Genomic DNA, 18,003 nt, shown 5'->3' with positions numbered 1-18,003 from the left:
AAACTAGTGTTTTATACAATATTCTATAGAATAAAGAGGAAGCAATGAAATTTAGATGTTTAAAAAAAGATATAGTAAAATCTATTGGAGTTACAGAAAACGTTGTTGAAGGAAAAGTAATATACAATATAGAAAGTAATGTGCTTTTTCATCTTGCTGGTAATATGCTTACATTAACTGCTACTGATGGTTCTGTTTGGGCAAGAAGTAGAATTATGCTTGATGATTGTGAGGGAGAAGGTACTGTTGCTGTATATGCTAAAAAAATAAGCTCTATACTTAAAGAAATGCCTGATGGTATGATTACTATAAACGTTGAAGAAAATGAAAAAATTAATATAGAATCTGAAAATGGTAAAACTAAACACTTAATCATTGGTATGAAAACTGATGATTTCCCTGCTTATCCTGAAAGCAATAGTGATATTAATTATATAATGCTTCCTACAAAAGAATTGGTTACTATGATTAATAAAACAATATCTTCAATAGCTAAAGAACCTTTCAAGCCTGCTTTGAGAGGTATATGTTTTGAGAAAACTGACTCTAAATTTTTAGCAGTTGCTACAGATGGAAGAAGAATGGCTATTATAGAGAGAGAGTTTGAAGGAATTGAAGCTGGTTCTTTTTCAATAATCATAGAGCCTAAAGTATTAAATGAAATATTAGTTACTGCTAATTATGACGAAGTTGAACAGGTAAAAATGGGAGTTGATGGTCAGCAGGTATATTTCCAAGTTGGTAAATATGACTTTGTATCTAGCCTTATAGAAGGAAAATATCCTAATTTTAGACAGGTTATACCTAAAGAGTTTGCTTATAGTTTTAGAGTAAACAAAAATGACTTACTTGATGCTATTAGAAGAGTTGTTCCTATGATTTATGATGTTCGCTCTAAGAGAATGATACTTACTGTTTCTGAGGAGTCTTTAAAAGTTAAAGGTATAAACCAAGAGATGGGAGAATCTTTAGAAGAGATAGACATAAAATATACAGGCGAAGAGCATTCTGTTGCTTATAATTATACTTATATTCAAGATGTAATAAAGCAAATAGATTCCGAAATAGTTACATTTATGGTAAATAAAGATTCAAGCCCTACTATAGTGAGAGAAATAGAGAGAGAAGATTATTATTTCATCATTATGCCTATGAGTATTGGCGAAGAGTAATTTTTATTATAATATATTTCTATACATTTGAATAGTTTTATAAAAATATAAAGTAATAACTATGTATTTTAGTATAGTTTTTAATAAAAAGTGCGAGAATATTTTATTTATTAGCATAAAACATTTTTTACATTCAAAAATATTTTTTACTATATTTTAAGGTAAATTTAATAAAATTTTAAAAAAAGTGTAGAAAAAAAAGTTATTTTTTTAAAAAAATTAAATAAATATCAAATTTTCATTTGACTTTTAAGGTTTTTATATTAAAATACCACTTATAAAATTACAAATATGGCTATTGGGATAACTACTATGTGTAACTACACTACACTACACTACACTACACTACACTACACTACACTACACTACACTACACTACACTAATTCTATAACCACATCATTAAAAAAAATTGCCAATTATCTTATTTATTTCATAAAGATTTATAAACTTTCATTGCACACACAAAATGCAGCATTACACAAAAAGTATGCTGCATTTTGTATTTTAAAATCTATTCTACTCGCTGATATTATTATAACAATAATATTCAAATAAAGTAAAAAAAACCAAAAAAAACAAGGAGAAAAAGTAAAATGAAAAACACTTTATTAGCTCTAATGCTTGTATCATCATTATTCGTTATAAGCTGCGGAGCAGACTCAACAAAACCATCAGATGCCTATAACTTTAAAAAAACAGAAGTATCTTCAGGAACAAAAAAAGCTTCTATAACCGTTAATACTACTGTAAATGTTGAAAATTTTGCAAGTGCTGGAGAAAAAGTAACAGAAATAGTTGAAGTAGTTGACAGTGCTGGTAAAGTATATAAAGCAGCAAATGTTACAAAAAATACAGACGGCAGCATATATCAATTTACTACTACTGTTACTGCTCCAAGTTATGGTAGCGTTATATATAAATATACTAAAACTTTAATAGCTCCTGTAGTAACAAGAACAACTATTGCAACAGTTGGCACTAGCGGATCTGTTAATATAAATGATCCATTATTCCTATTCGAAAAAAATGTAATCTCTGTAAAAGATGCTTCAGGAAATGATATACATTTTAATTATTATGGTGGTCCTACAGTACTTATACCAGACAATATAACTGGAAATGTAACAATAAAATATCAATATATGGATATAGATAAAATTATAGAAAAACCAACCCAAGAAGGTACAATTTCTTCTACTACTACTACAATAACATTAACTCAAAATGATGCTGGTAAAACTTATATATGTGTAGTTAATCCAAATTCTGCTACAGCTGAATATTTTTATAACATAGTACCATCTACTGGAATAATATCATTAACAACAACTACAACATCTGGTAATTATAAACTATGGCTTTATTAATATAAAAACGGAGATTGAAAATGAAAAAATTAATATTAATTCTTACTGCTTTATGTATAACTTTTGCATATTCTTTCGCACAAATTCCTACTGCTAATATGAATACTTTTATAGATAACTTGGATAACTCTGCTGTAAAAAGAGCTACTGCTGGCGAGTTTTCTACAGACACTGATAAATTAAACGCTAAAGATATATTTGACTTAAACAGAACAATATTCTCAGCTGGTTATGTACCCGGTTTTAACTCTAGTGATTCTACTGCTGTACAAGCATTTTTCGGCGTGCCTATATTAAATAATGCTATGTATTTTGGTATTGCTGGTATTTATTCTATGAATGAATCAAGAATTGATTATAATCCATATAGTGGTACTACATCTATAAATGGARTTACTCTTGGWAAAGAAGTTACTACAGGTTCTACTTTTGCTATTAGACCAGTATTCAAAATCAATGATATGATATCTATTCATTATTTAATAGCAAGAGGAAATAGTAAACAAGTAGAAGAAGGATATACAAGCTTTAATCCTACTAACGATAAAAATTTCTTAGTTATTACAAATACTACAGGCACTTCTCAATGGGTACATGAAGTAGCAGTAGGTTTAGTATTTGGTGAAATGAAATTAAAAATACCTGTAAGATTAACTATAAACGATGCAGGAAACTCATATTCAAAATCTTATTCTTTAAATAAATCAGATACACCTAATGTAAGTTCTTCTGAAAGACAAACAGGAATAACAAATACAAGCAATAATCCTATGAATCTTTCTATAAGTCCAGAGTTTTATATGCCTTTAGTAGCTGGCCCTATGACTGGATTAAATTTCGGTCTTACTTTAGGTTTTGATATATATGGTATGGGACAAAAATCTGATTATTATCAGACATATAAATATACTCCTGTAAGTGGCACTGCTACAGAAACTAAAACAAATTCAGTTACAACTCAAGATAAAGTATTTAATATGTATGCTGATGTTAATGCTTATCCTACTTTAGAATGGAGCTTGGCTGATGACAGAGTAAGATTAATTATGGAGCCAAAAATTGGTGTTGCAATTGCTGTTACAAATGCTGGTAATGTAAAAACTGTATCAAAAACAGAAAGTACAGGACAAACAGCAACAGAAAATACTACTACTTCAGGAGACAAAACTTCATTAATAGTAACTACTCCTTATGTTGAGCTTCCTTTTGGTACAGCTTTCAGACCTGTTGATTGGTTTGAGTTTAGAGCTGGTGTTAGTTATAGATTAGGTTTTGCTATGGAAAATGGAACAACTGAAGTATTAGCTGGCGGAAAATATAAATCTTTCAGCTATGCTTTTGAATCTACAATGAATCTATTTACTGGTATGGGCTTCATAGTTGGAGAGGATTTCTTTATTGACTTATTCTTAGTTGCTCGTACTACTCCTACAACAGGTACTATTACTACTACACCACAAAGTTTATTAAATATAGACTCTTGGGGTGCTCAGCTTTCTTATAGACTATAAATAAGACATTATCTTTTTTCAATTTTTCTACTAAATAAATGTATTAAGGGGATAGGTTGCCTATAACTTGTCCCCAATTTTTTTAATAAATATGCAATTTTTTTTAATATATTATATAATATAATTTATACTATTTTTTAGTTTTGTAAATGAAGTTAATAAAATTTTTAATTGTTATATATTTAATTATTACATCAATACTATATGCCCAAACCAATATACAGCCCGGGCTTTATATTAGAGGTCATTTAGATGGATATTTCTTTCCATATTTAGATGGCGGCGGACAATTATCGCTATACTATAGATTTATTACAGATGTTTTCCCCGGTTACATATGGGAAGGTATAAGAACGGATGTTGGTATAAGTGATCATTTGGATGCTGAAAGAAATAAGTTAAAAATATATGTGGACTCTTCTATTTCAAAATATTTTAATATAAATACCAGTGTTGCTTTAGTGAATTATTATACTTCAGCAAAAAGAGGTTTTGTTAATTTTGATAGTTCAAATATTGCAGTTAACACTGATGCAATAAATAAAGCATTAAAAACAGATAATACATCTTTTGAAGCAGAAATAACTCCTACTTTTATACTTCCTTTATTTGATAATCTCTTTGACGGCACAGGTTTAATATTACAGGCTGGTTTAACATTCAAATATGCTTATATTAATAGAGGAAAATATTTTTTAGATTATGAGCTTCTTCTTGTTAGAGAGCAAAATGATGTATCTTATAAGCTTGACAGCTTAATACTATTTGATTTATCTCCACTTGCAGTAGGTATCAATTATATGTTAGCTTATATGAATAACACAAAACAGCTTTGGCATTCTATAGGAGCATATGCTCATTTTGAATATGAGTTTTTAAGCAGATTCTATACAGAAGTAAACTTAAAAATAGGTCAATATATTTCTCACCCTTCATTTACAGGAAAGCTTTATTTTAATATGGATGCTGGATTAGTATTCAAAATTATTTAAATATTTTAATACAATTTTATCTTATTTGTTTTATAAGTTTGCAAATAAGCTCAGCCTCGCTTTTTTGTAATGTAGGATATATTGGGAAAGATATGCTTTTTAAATATGCATTTTCAGTATTAGGAAAATCTTCATTAGGCAAGTTTAAATACTGATGCAAAGGCTTAAATACTGGTCTAGCCACTTCAACATTATGACGCTCAAACATCTTTATTACATCATAAATATTCATAGACCCATTAAGCATACAAACATATCTATAATAAGAAGGACTTTCACTGTCATGCATAGATAACTTTATTAAATTACTCTCTAATATAGCACTATCATAAAAAGAAGCAATATCTGCCCTCACCTCAACCATTCTCTCAAGATGTTTAAGCTCTTCCATACCTATAGAAGCCTGCAAATCTGTGGCACAATAATTAAATCTCTGAATAAAATTATCTTTTTTATCATAATTAATAATATCTCTTATAGCGTCCATTCCCTTTTTTTTGGTAAGTATCATTCCGCCAGCACCGCCTGAAGTAATCATTCTAGTAGCAGATAATGAAAAATAAGCATAATCACCAAAACTTCCAAGCAAAGTATCTCTGTATTTACCACCCAAACTATGTGAAGCATCTTCTATCACAGGTACTTTAATATCAGCAAGCTCATCAATTAAAGCACAATTACCAAACATATGTGAAACTATAATAGCTTTGGTTTTTTCATTAATAGCCTCTATAACATTATCCATAGAAATTTGAAAACTATCTTCATCTATATCTATTAATATAGGAGTAGCCTTAAGATTTGTAACAACCTGAAGAGGAGAACTATTTAAAAAAGATGACATAATCACCTCATCACCCTCTCCAACATTTAAATGCCTTAATATTAATTCTAAAGCACTAGTACCGCTATTAACAAATATAGCAGAAAAACTCTTACCAAAATAACTAGCAAAAGTTCTTTCAAATTCATATATAATATCTCCAGTGGCAAGATTATCGCTAATCATTACCCTTAAAGCAGATTCTAAATCTTTTTTTCTTATAGTAGGCCTAGAATGACGTATCAATTTTTGTTCCTCATATATATTTTTTATTTGGTATAATAATATATTAATTATAATAATTTTCAATATAGAATATATTATAAATATTCAAATCCTTATTTATATGCTTGTAAATATTAGAAATTATTATATAATAAAGTTTTATCTATAATAAGTCTGTGAGAGGATATATCAATATGAGAAAACCTATAACTAAAGAAGGATACGATAAAGCAAAAGAAAAGCTATCAGAATTAAAAGCAGAGTTTGATACTTTACCTGCTATAATAGCTGAAGCAAGAGAAAAAGGAGACTTGAAAGAAAATGCAGAATATCATGCTGCAAGAGAAAAACAAGGACTTCTTCAAGCACAAATCTCTAAATTAGAAAGCGATTTGGCAGCATCTGAAATAGTAGACCCTTCAAAAATGAATAAAGACATTGTAACTTTTGGAAAAAGAGTAAAAGTTAAAGATAAAAACTCTAATATAGTTTCTGAGTATAGAATTGTAGGAGAGTTGGAAGCAGATATGTCTAAAAATGAAATTACTATAGTTACACCTATTGCTAAAGGGCTTCTTACAAAAAAAGTTGGAGATGTTGTTACTATAAAAGTGCCTGCTGGAGATAAGGTATTAGAAATATTAGAAATTAATCTGTAATAAATAATTCTAAATATTTTTAATGAAGGCTTGAGTATGAATATATATTCAAGCCTTTTTAATTATTTTTACAAATAAACTTTTTCTTATTGCTTACTAATCAAAAAATATAGTTTTTAATTAATATATTCACAAACTTAATAATATTGCAGTATAAACAAAATAACATATTGAACAAGGAAAAATACTAATACAGATACAGAATATCTATCAAATTTTAAAGGTATTCCATACTTCATATCTTCTTCAGATTGATTTTGAAGCTTTGATATTCCAAAAATAGTGTATTTTTCTATATCAGATTTATTTGTTTTGTTGTGTATAATACAGCTAAAAATGTATCCTGTTATAAAAGTAATGGATGCCCCTATAGCAGGATTAATTATCCAAAATATATTATAAGTTTTAGCTAAATAAAGTCCTATTATAAAACCAAATATAAAACCTAGAGCAGAACCTTTATCATTAGCTTTTTTAGAAAATATTGCAAGGAGAAAAACTCCGCATGCAGGACCAGAAAAATAAGATATATAGCTCCCTACAACATCTAACACAGATTTTACAGACCCTTTAAATCCAACTAGTACAAATATAATTATAATAATACCTAATATAGCAGATACAATCATCAAAAAAGATAAAGGAGCTTCTTTTTTATCTTTAGAAAAATATTCTTCATATACATCTTTTATAAATACAGTTGTCATAGAGTATAGTATAATTATAGACATTTTTTAAGCATTGTCAATTTTATATAAAAATTATTTTTTTGAAAAACTATTCTCTTCACCTTTTAATATTCTTTTATAATTTGGTATATGTTTTATTATAATAAATATTGCAAGGAGTATAGCTATTGGAAGCAAAGCAATATAATTAACATTAAAAAATATTCTATATAAGAAATTAGCTTTAAAATATAATAAACTCAATACAACAGGAAAAGCCAAAGCAGCAACAGTAGAACCAACAGCAACAGTTTTTCTTGAAGCAAATAAACCTATAAAGAAAAACACCATAGTAATAATTAAACTCACTGGAGCAAGCATAAACATAGAACCAGCACTAGTTGCAACTCCCTTACCGCCTTTAAAACCTAAAAATATAGAAAATACATGCCCAAGTATAGAAGCTACAGCACAAAAAATTAAAATATAGCTATGGCTTAAAATAATATTAGAAAGAATAATGCTGGGTACAATAACAGCAATCATTCCCTTACCTATGTCGCAAATATAAGCAGCAATACCAGCCTTTTTACCGCATACTCTAAGTACATTACTTGCACCCGGATTGCAGCTGCCCTCTTTTCTCACATCATGACCATTAATTTTTCCTATTATAAATGAAAATGGTATAGCACCAATTATATATGATATAACTAGGCTTATTAAAATTTTAATTATCATATTTCTTTCCTCTCTTTCTAAAGTTAAGTATAATAGGTGTTCCTCTAAAGTCGAACATCTCTCTAAATCTGTTTTCTAAATATCTTTTATAATGTGAGTTTAATTTATGAGGATGATTACAAAATACAGCAAAAGCAGGCGGATTAATACCAGTTTGCGTAACATAGAATATCTTAAATGGATTACCTCCTGCAGATATAGAATATTCTCTTGTGGCTCTCACCATAGTTTCTGTAAGTGCATGTGTTTCAAACCTCTGAAGCCTTGTTTTAGCAACCCTAACAGCCAAAGATAATAGTTTCTCAGCATCATTTTTTCTAGCGGCACAAACCCTAGCATAAAAAGCATAATTAAGCACAGGAAAAGCAGACTTCATATAAGCTTCATAATCATTCCAAGTAGTGCCCTTCTCTCTTATATCCCATTTATTAGCCGCTATTATTATGCCCTTTTTTCTCTCTATTATTAAGTTTGCTATAGTTTTATCTTGGTCGGTTAAACCTTCAAAAACATCAAGCATAAGTATACATACATCTGAAGCCTCTATCGCTTTTATAGCTCTATTTACACTATAATATTCAACATCTGTATTAACATTCTTCTTCTTTCTTATACCAGCAGTATCTACAAGACAAATATCATCGCCTTTAAAATTAAATGTTTCATCTATAGAATCTCTCGTAGTGCCTGCAATATTTGAAACAATGCTTCTGTCTTTGCCAATTAATGTATTTAATAAAGTAGATTTTCCTGCATTAGGTTTTCCTACTATGGCTATATTTATGATTTTCTTTTTTGATATATATTCATCGAGTCTGCGTTGTTTTTTATTATCTTTTTCGCTATCATCATCATATTCTTCATCAAAATCTTCTTCTTCAAACAATTCATCATCATCTAAAACATTGTCTTCTTTTTTCTTGTCTTCTTCTCTTTTAGTATTCTCCCTCTCTGCTTCTAAATCAATGCCTACCCTCTCAAAAACTTCAAGGATTTTTTCTCTCAAATCATCAATGCCGTTATTATGCTCGGCACTTATAGCTATAATATCCTTTATGCCAAGAGAGTAAAATTCATTAATTAAACTGTTATGAGAATTAGAATCTATTTTATTTACAACAAGTATAATAGGTTTATTTAATTTTCTTATAGTATTAATAAAATGCCTGTCATCAGGATGGCTTTCATGAGCATCTACAACAAATAAAAGCAAGTGAGCCTCATCTGTAGCAGTTTTTAATGCTTTTTCTCTCACTTTTTCATTTAAAACATCTTCACTCATATCTAAAAGCCCGCCTGTATCAAACACATTAAAGGCTATATCATCAATATAAGTCTTTGCTATGCTTATATCTCTTGTTACTCCAGCTGTAGGATCAACTATTGATTTTCTTCTTCCTGCAAATCTATTAAAAAGCGTGGACTTACCTACATTAGGTCTTCCAAGTATAGCAATATTCTTCATTTATTAAACCTTAAATATTATACTCTTTTTATAATAACATAAAATATAATATATTGCTATTATATTTTTATTTTAGCTCTGTGAAGATAGACAAAATAGTATACCTTATATTTTTTTATTACTTTATTTTTATACCAATAGCTATTTTTTGAAATATCAATTTTTTTTAGGATTTATTCATAATATCTATTATGCTTAAAAACAATATAGGGTATAGAAGTAACTAAGAATTAAACTTGACAAAAATGATACATAATAGTAAAATAGAGTTTACTTATTATGAATTTGAGTATTATATATAACTTTTAAGGAGAAAAAAATGGCTGTACCTAAGCATAGAAAATCGAAATCAAAAAAGAGATCAAGACAAGCTGCTAATGATAAAAGATTTTTAGGTTCTTTATCAATCTGTCCTCAATGCGGAGCAGAAAGAATGCCGCACAGAATCTGCCCTGAATGCGGTTTCTATAAAGATAGAGTAGTAAAAGCTAATAAAAATCAAAATGCTGGTTAATAAAAATAATTAGGATTATCAATGAATTTATCCATAGATGTTGCTAGCGGAGAAAAACCTCTAGACGAATTAGTAAATGGTGCAATTGGAGCATTGTCTTTAAATAGAGATGTAAATTTAATATTAGTAGGCAATGAAAAAGATATTGTTAAATCTTTATCATCATTAAAATATGATAAGAATCGTATAGATGTAAAACATAGTGATTCTATTATAGAAATGACAGAAACTCCAGCTGTTGCGGTAAAACATAAAAAAAATGCCTCTGTATTAGTGGCAGCACGTTTGGTATCAGACAAAAAAGCAGAAGGTTTCTTCTCACCGGGTAACACTGGAGCTACTTTGGCTGCTGCACTTACAGAAATAGGTCGTTTAAAAGGTGTTATGCGTCCCCCTTTGGTATCCACACTTCCTAAAATAGGTGGGGAGTTTTGTATGATGGATATGGGGGCGAATGTTGATTGTACTCCAGATTATATGGCTCAATTTGCCGTTATGGGCAGAGTATTCGCTAAAAGATATATGAACATAAATAATCCAAGAGTTGCTCTTTTAAATATAGGCGAAGAAGACAGTAAGGGAAATGCTGCTGTAAAAAAATACTTTGAAAGACTAGAAAAAATGAAAAAAGTAAATTTTGTAGGTAATGTTGAACCTAACAGCATGCTTAAATCAGATATTGCTGATGTTGTACTTGCAGATGGATTTGATGGTAATATAGTATTAAAAAGCATTGAAGGAACTGCTAGTTTAATGGTAAATTTACTAAAAACTGAAATAAAAAAGAACCCTCTTAATATGATGGGGGCGGTTATGATGAAGTCTGTATTTAAAAATTTAAAGACACAAATGAGTGCTGATTCTTATGGTTCTGCTATATTGCTTGGATTAAATGGCGGTGCTTTTGTTGGACATGGTACTACTGGCGGAGCTGGTGTAACTAACGCTGTGCTTAATATGTATAAATTCTTAGATGCCAAAATAAATGAAAAAATATCTAAAGAACTTTTAGATTCTGGTGTAAAAAGAAGAATTTTTTAAAAGGGTTTTTATATATGGTATATATTAAATCTTGTAAGGCTACTTATAAAAATAAACAAACATCTATGCCTGCATCTGAATTAGCTATGGAATCTATTAAAGATGTTATAAAAGACATAGATCCTTTATCTATAGATGCTATTATTTGTGCTACTGTTACTAAAGACTATATTTATCCTTCTACTGCTTGTATATTAGCAGGTAAAATTGAAGCAAAAAATGCTTTTTGTTTTGATATAGAAAGTGATTTTACTGGTTTTATATCTGCTTTAAGACTTGCTTATGCTTTTGTAAAAAGCAATAGATATAAAAATATTTTAGTAGTAGCTGCAGAATCTTTTTATATTTGTGATGATACTAATAGATTCGATGATGCTTCTGTTGCTGCTATGGTTTCTAATGAAAAATCAAATATTGAAATATCTTTCATAGATTCTGTTACAGACGGCAGTGCCTTAGAAAATTGTTATATCCCTATGGGCGGAACTGCTAAACCATACACTAAAGAAGGTGTTAATAATAAAGAACATTTCATTTCTATAAAAAATGATGATATATTTGAAGAAGAAGCAAAAAAAGCTGCTCTATACATAAAAGAAACTTTATCTAAAAATAACATAGAACCTACTTACTACATACCTTCATATTCTAGTAAAAATGCTTTTGATGCTTTTGTTAATACTTTGAATGTTCCTAAAGACATTGTTTATACAAAAATGGAGAATGCTAACTCTTCATTGAGTGCTTCTTCTGGAGTTGCTCTTTCTATGGCTTTAGAAGACGGCAGTATAAAGAAAAACACTAAATTAGCTTTATGCAGTTATGGAAGCGGTTATACTAGAGCTGTTGCTGTATTAAACATTGACTAAATATTGATTAAATATTAGTTTATATAAAAAATTGTAAAAAATAAGGACATATATTATGAAGTTAGGTAAATTTCGTTTTGGGGGTGTGCATCCTCATGATAGCAAAGATACTGCTCAGATAGCTTCTTCTACTATGACCCAAGCTCCGAAATCAGTTTTAATATCTATGGCACAGCATATAGGTGCACCTGCTAAAATGTTAAAAAATAAAGGGGATAAAGTTCAAAGAGGAGAAATGATTGGCGAGGCTAGCGGATATGTATCTGGAAATGTGTTTTCTTCTGTTAGCGGAACTATTGCTAATATAGAAATTGCTCCTCCGCCTTTAGGAAGGGGGGCTAATGCTTTTCTTATTAATTTAGATGCTGAAGCTAATAATGTTGATTTTACTCTAAATAATAATTATATGACTTTATCTGCAGAAGAAATGTCTAAAAAGATTCAAAATGCCGGTATAGTTGGTATGGGAGGAGCTACCTTCCCTACTAATGTTAAAGTTGATGGTGCTGCTAAGGGCAATTGTGATACTTTAATTATTAACGGTGTTGAATGTGAGCCTTATATTACTAGTGATTATAGGCTTATGATGGAACATACTGAAGATTTATTCAAAGGTATAGAAATATTAAGAAAAATTATTCCTTCTGTAAAAAGAACTGTTATAGGTATAGAGGCTAATAAACCTTTGGCTATTGAAGAAATGGGCAAGGTTGCTAAAAATTATAATGTTGAAGTAATGCCTTTAAGGCTTCGTTATCCTCAGGGGGCTGAAAAAATGCTTATTGATGCTGCTACTGGTAGGGTGGTACCTGTAGGTAAGCTTCCTATGGATGTGAGTGTATTGGTTGTTAATATAGCTACTTTATATGCTATATATGAAGCTGTTGCTAAAGATAAACCTTTAATAGAGAGAATTGTTACTGTATCTGGCGATGCTATAAAAGAACATAAAAATATTTGGGTGCCTCTTGGTACTCCTATTTCTCATATAGTTAATGAGTGTGGGGGTCTTATTTCTGAAGATGTGCTTGTTATAGCGGGCGGTCCTATGATGGGGGCAAGTGTTCCTAATTTGGAGCAATGTGTTAATAAAGGTACTAACTCTTTACTTTTCTTAGATAAAAATAAATTGCCTAAAGAAGTGGAATATCCTTGTATTAAATGCGGAAGATGTGCTGATGCTTGTCCGCTTCATCTTGCTCCTACTGAGATAGCTCATACTGCTAAGGCTAAAGTTAAAGATAGATTAAATGCTTTGGATATAGCTACTTGTTTTGAATGCGGATGTTGTTCTTATATTTGTCCTTCCAAAATACCTTTGGTACAATGGATTAGATACGGTAAAGATTTGTTAAGGAGATAAGATAATGAAGTTATACACTGAATCTTCTCCTCATATAAAAGATGGAGATACTACACAAAAAATTATGCTAAGAGTAATTATTGCTCTTTTGCCTGCTATTATATATAGCGTAGTGTTGTTTGGCAATAGAGTAATTATATTATATCTTGCTTCTATTATTACTTGTGTTTTATGTAATATAATTGTTAGAAAGATGAGAAAGCAGCCTGTACTTCCTGATTATGCTTCAGTGGTTACTGCTTTGCTTTTAGTGATGACTTTACCTCCTAGCACTACTGTAACAATGGTTGTTATTGGCGGTGCTGTTGCTATTATATTTGCTAAAGAAGTTTTTGGAGGTTTGGGTTCTAACATATTTAATCCTGCTTTAGTAGGAAGGGCTTTTTTACAAGTTGCTTTCCCTGCTCAAATGAGTACTTATACTCCTCCTGTTAGAGTGCCTTTCTTTGATTTATTTGCTGATGGACTTAGTAATTTAGTTAATACTGTAAGCGGCGGTACTCAAGCTATAGATATGACTACTGCTTTATCACAGGCTACTCCTTTAACTTTTATGAAGTTTAGTTATGCTGACGGAATTAGCACTTCTCTAATAGAACAAATTAAATTTGAATCACATTATTATCTACAAATGTTATTAGGAAGCACTGGCGGAGCTATAGGAGAGACTTCTGTTATACTTCTTACAATAGGCGGAATATTCCTCATTGTTACTAAAACTATAGATTGGAGAATACCTTTAGGAATGCTCATTTCTTTAGTTACAATAAGTTTAATACTTTCTCTTGCTATGCCCGGAGAGTTTGCTTCTCCTATATATCAAATATTTGCAGGCGGATTTGTTTTAGGTGCTTTCTTTATGGCTACTGACATGGTTACTTGTCCTTCTAGTCATTTAGGTGCTTGGATATATGCTCTTTTAATAGGTGCTGTACTTGCAATACTTAGAGCTTTTGGTTCTTCTCCAGAATATACTATGTATTCTATATTGATAGGAAATATGTTTATGCCTTTAATAGCTATGTATACTCGTCCTAAACCTTTTGGTAAGAAAGAGGCTATAAATATAGAAAAACAACAACAAGGAGCAAAATAATGAAAAAAGAAGTTACATATAAAGCTGTAATATCTGTTACAATAACTGCTCTAATTGCTGGATTTTTATTATCATTTGTTTATTCTTCTTTTGAGAAAGATATTTTAGCAAACAATGAAAAGACTGTATTAAATGGTGTTAAGGCTGTTATACCTGATGCTGATAATATAGAAGGGCCTATTAATGATGCTACTTATCCATATTATATTGGTAAAAAGGCTGATGGTTCTGTGGCAGGTTATGCTGTGCTTTCTTCTGCTGGCGGATATAATGGTCAAAATAAGGTGTTAGTTGGTTTTAGCGGCGATGCTACTACTGTTACAGGAATTGTTGTTACTGAGCAAGCTGAAACTCCCGGACTTGGTGCAAAAATTGTAGAGGAGAGTTTTAGAAATCAATTTACTAATAAGAGTTCTGTTGTACCTCTTACTGTTGTAAAAGGTATAAAACCAGAAGAAGCACTTGATGCTCAAATAGCTGCCATAAGTGGAGCTACTATATCAAGCACTTCTGTTATTACTGCCGTTAATAGTGCTAATGAACAGGCTGTTAGTTTATTTTTAGAATAAAAAATCAATAAAAAAATTAGTTTTAATAAAATTATAAGAGCTTCATTGTTATGAGGCTCTTTTTTATAATACTGAAAATTATTAAATCTTGTTTGAAGATATTAAAATAAAGGTTTTATATTTTATTTAATAGACAATTATTATGATTTGGCACTATTTTTATTTGCACTTTTTGCGACGGGAAAAAGTTGAATAAAAAATTACATAACAAAGTATAGTTGTTTAGGGATATGATAGCATATACTGTTTTTAATAGGATAACATATATTAACTAAAATAATATTTTATTGATTGCCGTATTTAGCACCGCCTTTTATTAAATAATCTACGGTGTTAGTATATCCATTGGCATTTGCTAAGTCTAGTGGAGTTTTACCTTCATTATTTTTTGTGTTTATGCTCAAAAATGTATTGTATAAATAAAAACTTATAGCATTATTGTTTCCATAGCTTGCTGCAATATGAAGAACGCTGTCGCCATTAGAGTTTTTGAAATTATATATAGCAGGATATTTTTGCATTATTTTATTTAATAGAGCATAATCTCCAAAAGCAGAAGCATAAAATATTCCATTATATCCTTTTGAATCTTCAAGATATATATCAGCATTATTATTCATAAGCATAGATACTATATCAATATTTCCTTTAAATATTGCATATTCTAAAGGAGTTGTTTTATCAAATACCAATTCTCCGCTAAAGTTAACCCCTTTTTTAGAATAGTAATTAGTATAATTGTCTAATGTTTTATTTATATCAATTTTATTTGTGTAGCTTAAAAGTATATTGAGGGCATTAGTTTTGTCATAATGAATAGCATAAAGGAGCGGAGTAAAACCTTCAGAGTTTCTTGCATTAAGATCAACTGTATTAGAAATAGCATTATGTATTAAAGCTGCATCATCTTTATAAATAGCATCGAAAAGAATCTTACTTTCTAATTGAGCTGGTTGATATTCATTATTTTCTTTTTTATAATAGGAGGCATCATCATCCGGCATATTGTCATATAAAAAATCTTCTACAATATTATTAACATTATTTGCCTCAACTGGATTTATATTATTATATGAATTTGTGCTGTAGATATTAGTATCTGAAAAACTACCCATTATATTTTCTATATTATCCCCATACAACAAATCTGAAGCAGTTTTGCCGTCATAATTTTTTATAGTATAATCAGCTCCCTTTAATAATAAAAATCTATAAGTATTGCTGTTATTATTTTTTACAGCTAAATGCAAAGGAGTATCTCCATCAATATTTTGTATGTTTATATTAATAGGAGTTCTATTCATAAGTGCAATTAAAGCATTAGTGTTTCCAAGTGATGAAGCATTATGTAAAGGAGTGTTGCCGTATATATCTACTACTCTATAAGAATTACTGCTATAATTTAAAATTGTATCAATAACTTCAGCACTTGAAAATCTAGCAGCATACATTAAAGCATTATCGCCTAAACTGTCTTTTCTGCTTATATCAGCACCATAATGTAAAAGTGTGTTTATTATATTAGTGTTATTTTTAAATATAGCATACTGCAAAGGGCTAACATCTCCCAAATATACATTGCCTCTAAACTCTGCTCTATCTTCATTAAAATAAACTTCATCAGCTGGTATATAAGAAGTTTCTATATTTATAATATTTGTATTATTCATTTCATATTTAAGAAGTTCATTAACCATATCATATTTATCAAGATGTATAGCATAAGTGAGAGGAGTTTCATAAGCCATAATTATAGAGTTCATATTAAAGTTAGAATACATCATTATATCTCTTAATGCATTGGTATCTGAAGTTTGAATAACCCTTGCAATAAACATGTTTTCGTAGTAAGTATTTGTATTATTATTATTATTATTATTATTATCTTCCTCTTTGTTTTCTAAGTCAAAAGCAGAACTTCCGCCTGATAATATATATTCTGGAGCTACTCCATAATTATCACCTATGTCTTTATTAGCACCAAGTTTAATGAGCAGATTATAAGCATCTTGTTTTTGATAATATGCCGCATAATATAAAGCAGTGCATCCATTTGAATCTCTGTCATTAATATTCATATCAACATTTTTAACTAAGAAATTAATAGTATTTAAATTATTAAAAGCAGCAGCATAATGAAGTCCATTAAGATTGCCGTTAGGAGTTTTATCATTAACTATCAGTTTATCTTTTTGAAGAAGCATTCTTATAATATTGCTGTCTCCAAAACCGCATGCATACAAAAATACAGAGTTTCCCTCATTGTCTTTAGCTCTAACATTAGCTCCTTTATCTATAAGCTCTTTAACTGCTTTTGAATTATTTCTAAATATGGCAAACATTAAAGGAGTAGCCCCTCCAATATTAACGCTGTCTCCTTCATATTTATTTACAAACGGATAAGCAGCAAAATCATTAGGAAGTCTATATTCAATATTAACATTACTATATTCAAGAAGTACCCTTAAGGCTCTTTCGTTATTGCATTCAATAGCATACAAAAGAGGTGTTAATCCCATTTCATTTGTAGCAGAAAAATCTATTCTATACTTTAAAATCTCTCTTAACTCTCTTTCATTTTTCTTTTCTTTTATAGCCGAAAATAATTCACTTTCTTTTTGATTTATAGCGTATATGTTAAAATTAACAGAAAAAAGTAATATAATTAATAAAAATACATTTCTAATCATAGCATAAATTTCCTAGTAAACATAATATAAAAAATTATATAATAATAATAAGTTAATAACAACATTATAAAGAAAAAATATAATATTATTATAACATTTATAAAATAAAAAAATAAAACCATATAATGAAATATTTATATATTTATTATATGGTTTAAGAACTAAAAAATAAATATTCATATTGTTTTAATATTTAGTATGTAAAATATAGTTAGTATTACTTGCTTAACTTACACT

The 18,003-nt window shown here is 29.3% G+C and carries 16 protein-coding genes; 11 read left to right on the top strand and 5 right to left on the bottom strand.

From position 1 onward, the window contains the following. Nucleotides 1-44 precede the first annotated feature (44 nt). From dnaN to GQX97_RS09450, 4 genes are all read left to right on the top strand, one after another. Nucleotides 45-1,172, top strand: coding sequence for a DNA polymerase III subunit beta (dnaN, locus tag GQX97_RS09465; protein WP_157151689.1), 1,128 nt, complete (start codon nt 45-47; stop codon nt 1,170-1,172). A gap of 594 nt (nt 1,173-1,766) precedes the next feature. Continuing rightward, the gene (locus GQX97_RS09460) at nt 1,767-2,540 is read left to right on the top strand and encodes a hypothetical protein (RefSeq protein WP_157151688.1); all 774 of its coding nucleotides are present in this window, start codon (nt 1,767-1,769) and stop codon (nt 2,538-2,540) included. Between the two features lie 20 nt (nt 2,541-2,560). Then, nucleotides 2,561-4,051 (top strand): hypothetical protein, encoded by a 1,491-nt coding sequence (locus tag GQX97_RS09455; protein ID WP_157151687.1) that lies wholly within the window; start codon nt 2,561-2,563, stop codon nt 4,049-4,051. A gap of 149 nt (nt 4,052-4,200) precedes the next feature. Then, entirely contained in the window at nt 4,201-5,043 is an 843-nt protein-coding gene (locus tag GQX97_RS09450; protein WP_157151686.1) for a toxin A, read from the top strand. Between the two features lie 16 nt (nt 5,044-5,059). Here GQX97_RS09450 and GQX97_RS09445 read toward each other — a convergent pair whose 3' ends face one another. Next, a complete protein-coding gene (locus GQX97_RS09445; protein WP_157151685.1) occupies nt 5,060-6,112 on the bottom strand; it encodes a DegT/DnrJ/EryC1/StrS aminotransferase family protein in 1,053 nt (350 codons plus the stop codon). 173 nt (nt 6,113-6,285) lie between these two features. Between GQX97_RS09445 and greA the strand changes: the two genes are divergently transcribed. Beyond that, on the top strand, nt 6,286-6,750 hold the full coding sequence (gene greA, locus GQX97_RS09440) for a transcription elongation factor GreA (protein ID WP_157151684.1): 465 nt from the start codon (nt 6,286-6,288) through the stop codon (nt 6,748-6,750). Between the two features lie 137 nt (nt 6,751-6,887). Here greA and GQX97_RS09435 read toward each other — a convergent pair whose 3' ends face one another. Genes GQX97_RS09435 through der form a run of 3 tightly spaced genes read right to left on the bottom strand, consistent with a single transcriptional unit; the run spans nt 6,888 to nt 9,624 of the window. Next, the gene (locus GQX97_RS09435) at nt 6,888-7,481 is read right to left on the bottom strand and encodes a sodium:solute symporter family transporter (protein ID WP_157151683.1); all 594 of its coding nucleotides are present in this window, start codon (nt 7,479-7,481) and stop codon (nt 6,888-6,890) included. Between the two features lie 30 nt (nt 7,482-7,511). Continuing rightward, nucleotides 7,512-8,159, bottom strand: coding sequence for a glycerol-3-phosphate 1-O-acyltransferase PlsY (plsY, locus tag GQX97_RS09430; RefSeq protein WP_157151682.1), 648 nt, complete (start codon nt 8,157-8,159; stop codon nt 7,512-7,514). Then, a complete protein-coding gene (gene der / locus GQX97_RS09425) occupies nt 8,149-9,624 on the bottom strand; it encodes a ribosome biogenesis GTPase Der (protein ID WP_157151681.1) in 1,476 nt (491 codons plus the stop codon). Before der ends, plsY begins: the two co-directional genes overlap by 11 nt. Before the next feature lie 319 nt (nt 9,625-9,943). On the opposite strand from der, the gene rpmF reads away from it, so the two are divergent. Genes rpmF through GQX97_RS09395 form a run of 6 tightly spaced genes read left to right on the top strand, consistent with a single transcriptional unit; the run spans nt 9,944 to nt 15,076 of the window. Beyond that, nucleotides 9,944-10,138 carry a 50S ribosomal protein L32 gene (gene rpmF / locus GQX97_RS09420; RefSeq protein ID WP_147732075.1) on the top strand — a complete coding sequence of 65 codons (195 nt, stop codon included), beginning with the start codon at nt 9,944-9,946 and terminating at the stop codon, nt 10,136-10,138. A 21-nt stretch (nt 10,139-10,159) separates the two neighbouring features. Then, entirely contained in the window at nt 10,160-11,179 is a 1,020-nt protein-coding gene (plsX, locus tag GQX97_RS09415) for a phosphate acyltransferase PlsX (RefSeq protein ID WP_157151680.1), read from the top strand. Nucleotides 11,180-11,193: 14 nt separating this feature from the next. Further along, nucleotides 11,194-12,048, top strand: a complete 855-nt coding sequence (locus GQX97_RS09410; protein WP_157151679.1) for a 3-oxoacyl-ACP synthase III family protein — start codon at nt 11,194-11,196, stop codon at nt 12,046-12,048. Between the two features lie 55 nt (nt 12,049-12,103). Further along, nucleotides 12,104-13,411: an electron transport complex subunit RsxC gene (gene rsxC / locus GQX97_RS09405; protein ID WP_157151678.1), complete on the top strand. Its 1,308-nt coding sequence runs from the start codon at nt 12,104-12,106 to the stop codon at nt 13,409-13,411. Between the two features lie 4 nt (nt 13,412-13,415). Then, a complete protein-coding gene (locus tag GQX97_RS09400; protein WP_157151677.1) occupies nt 13,416-14,507 on the top strand; it encodes an RnfABCDGE type electron transport complex subunit D in 1,092 nt (363 codons plus the stop codon). Beyond that, nucleotides 14,507-15,076, top strand: a complete 570-nt coding sequence (locus GQX97_RS09395) for an FMN-binding protein (RefSeq protein WP_157151676.1) — start codon at nt 14,507-14,509, stop codon at nt 15,074-15,076. Before GQX97_RS09400 ends, GQX97_RS09395 begins: the two co-directional genes overlap by 1 nt. Nucleotides 15,077-15,360: 284 nt before the next feature. On the opposite strand, the gene GQX97_RS09390 is transcribed toward GQX97_RS09395, so the two are convergent. Next, nucleotides 15,361-17,766 (bottom strand): ankyrin repeat domain-containing protein, encoded by a 2,406-nt coding sequence (locus GQX97_RS09390; RefSeq protein WP_157151675.1) that lies wholly within the window; start codon nt 17,764-17,766, stop codon nt 15,361-15,363. Between the last annotated feature and the right edge of the window lie 237 nt (nt 17,767-18,003).

This window comes from Brachyspira sp. SAP_772 (assembly GCF_009755885.1).
Lineage (GTDB): Bacteria > Spirochaetota > Brachyspiria > Brachyspirales > Brachyspiraceae > Brachyspira.
This window is presented reverse-complemented; position numbering and strand designations above follow the sequence as displayed.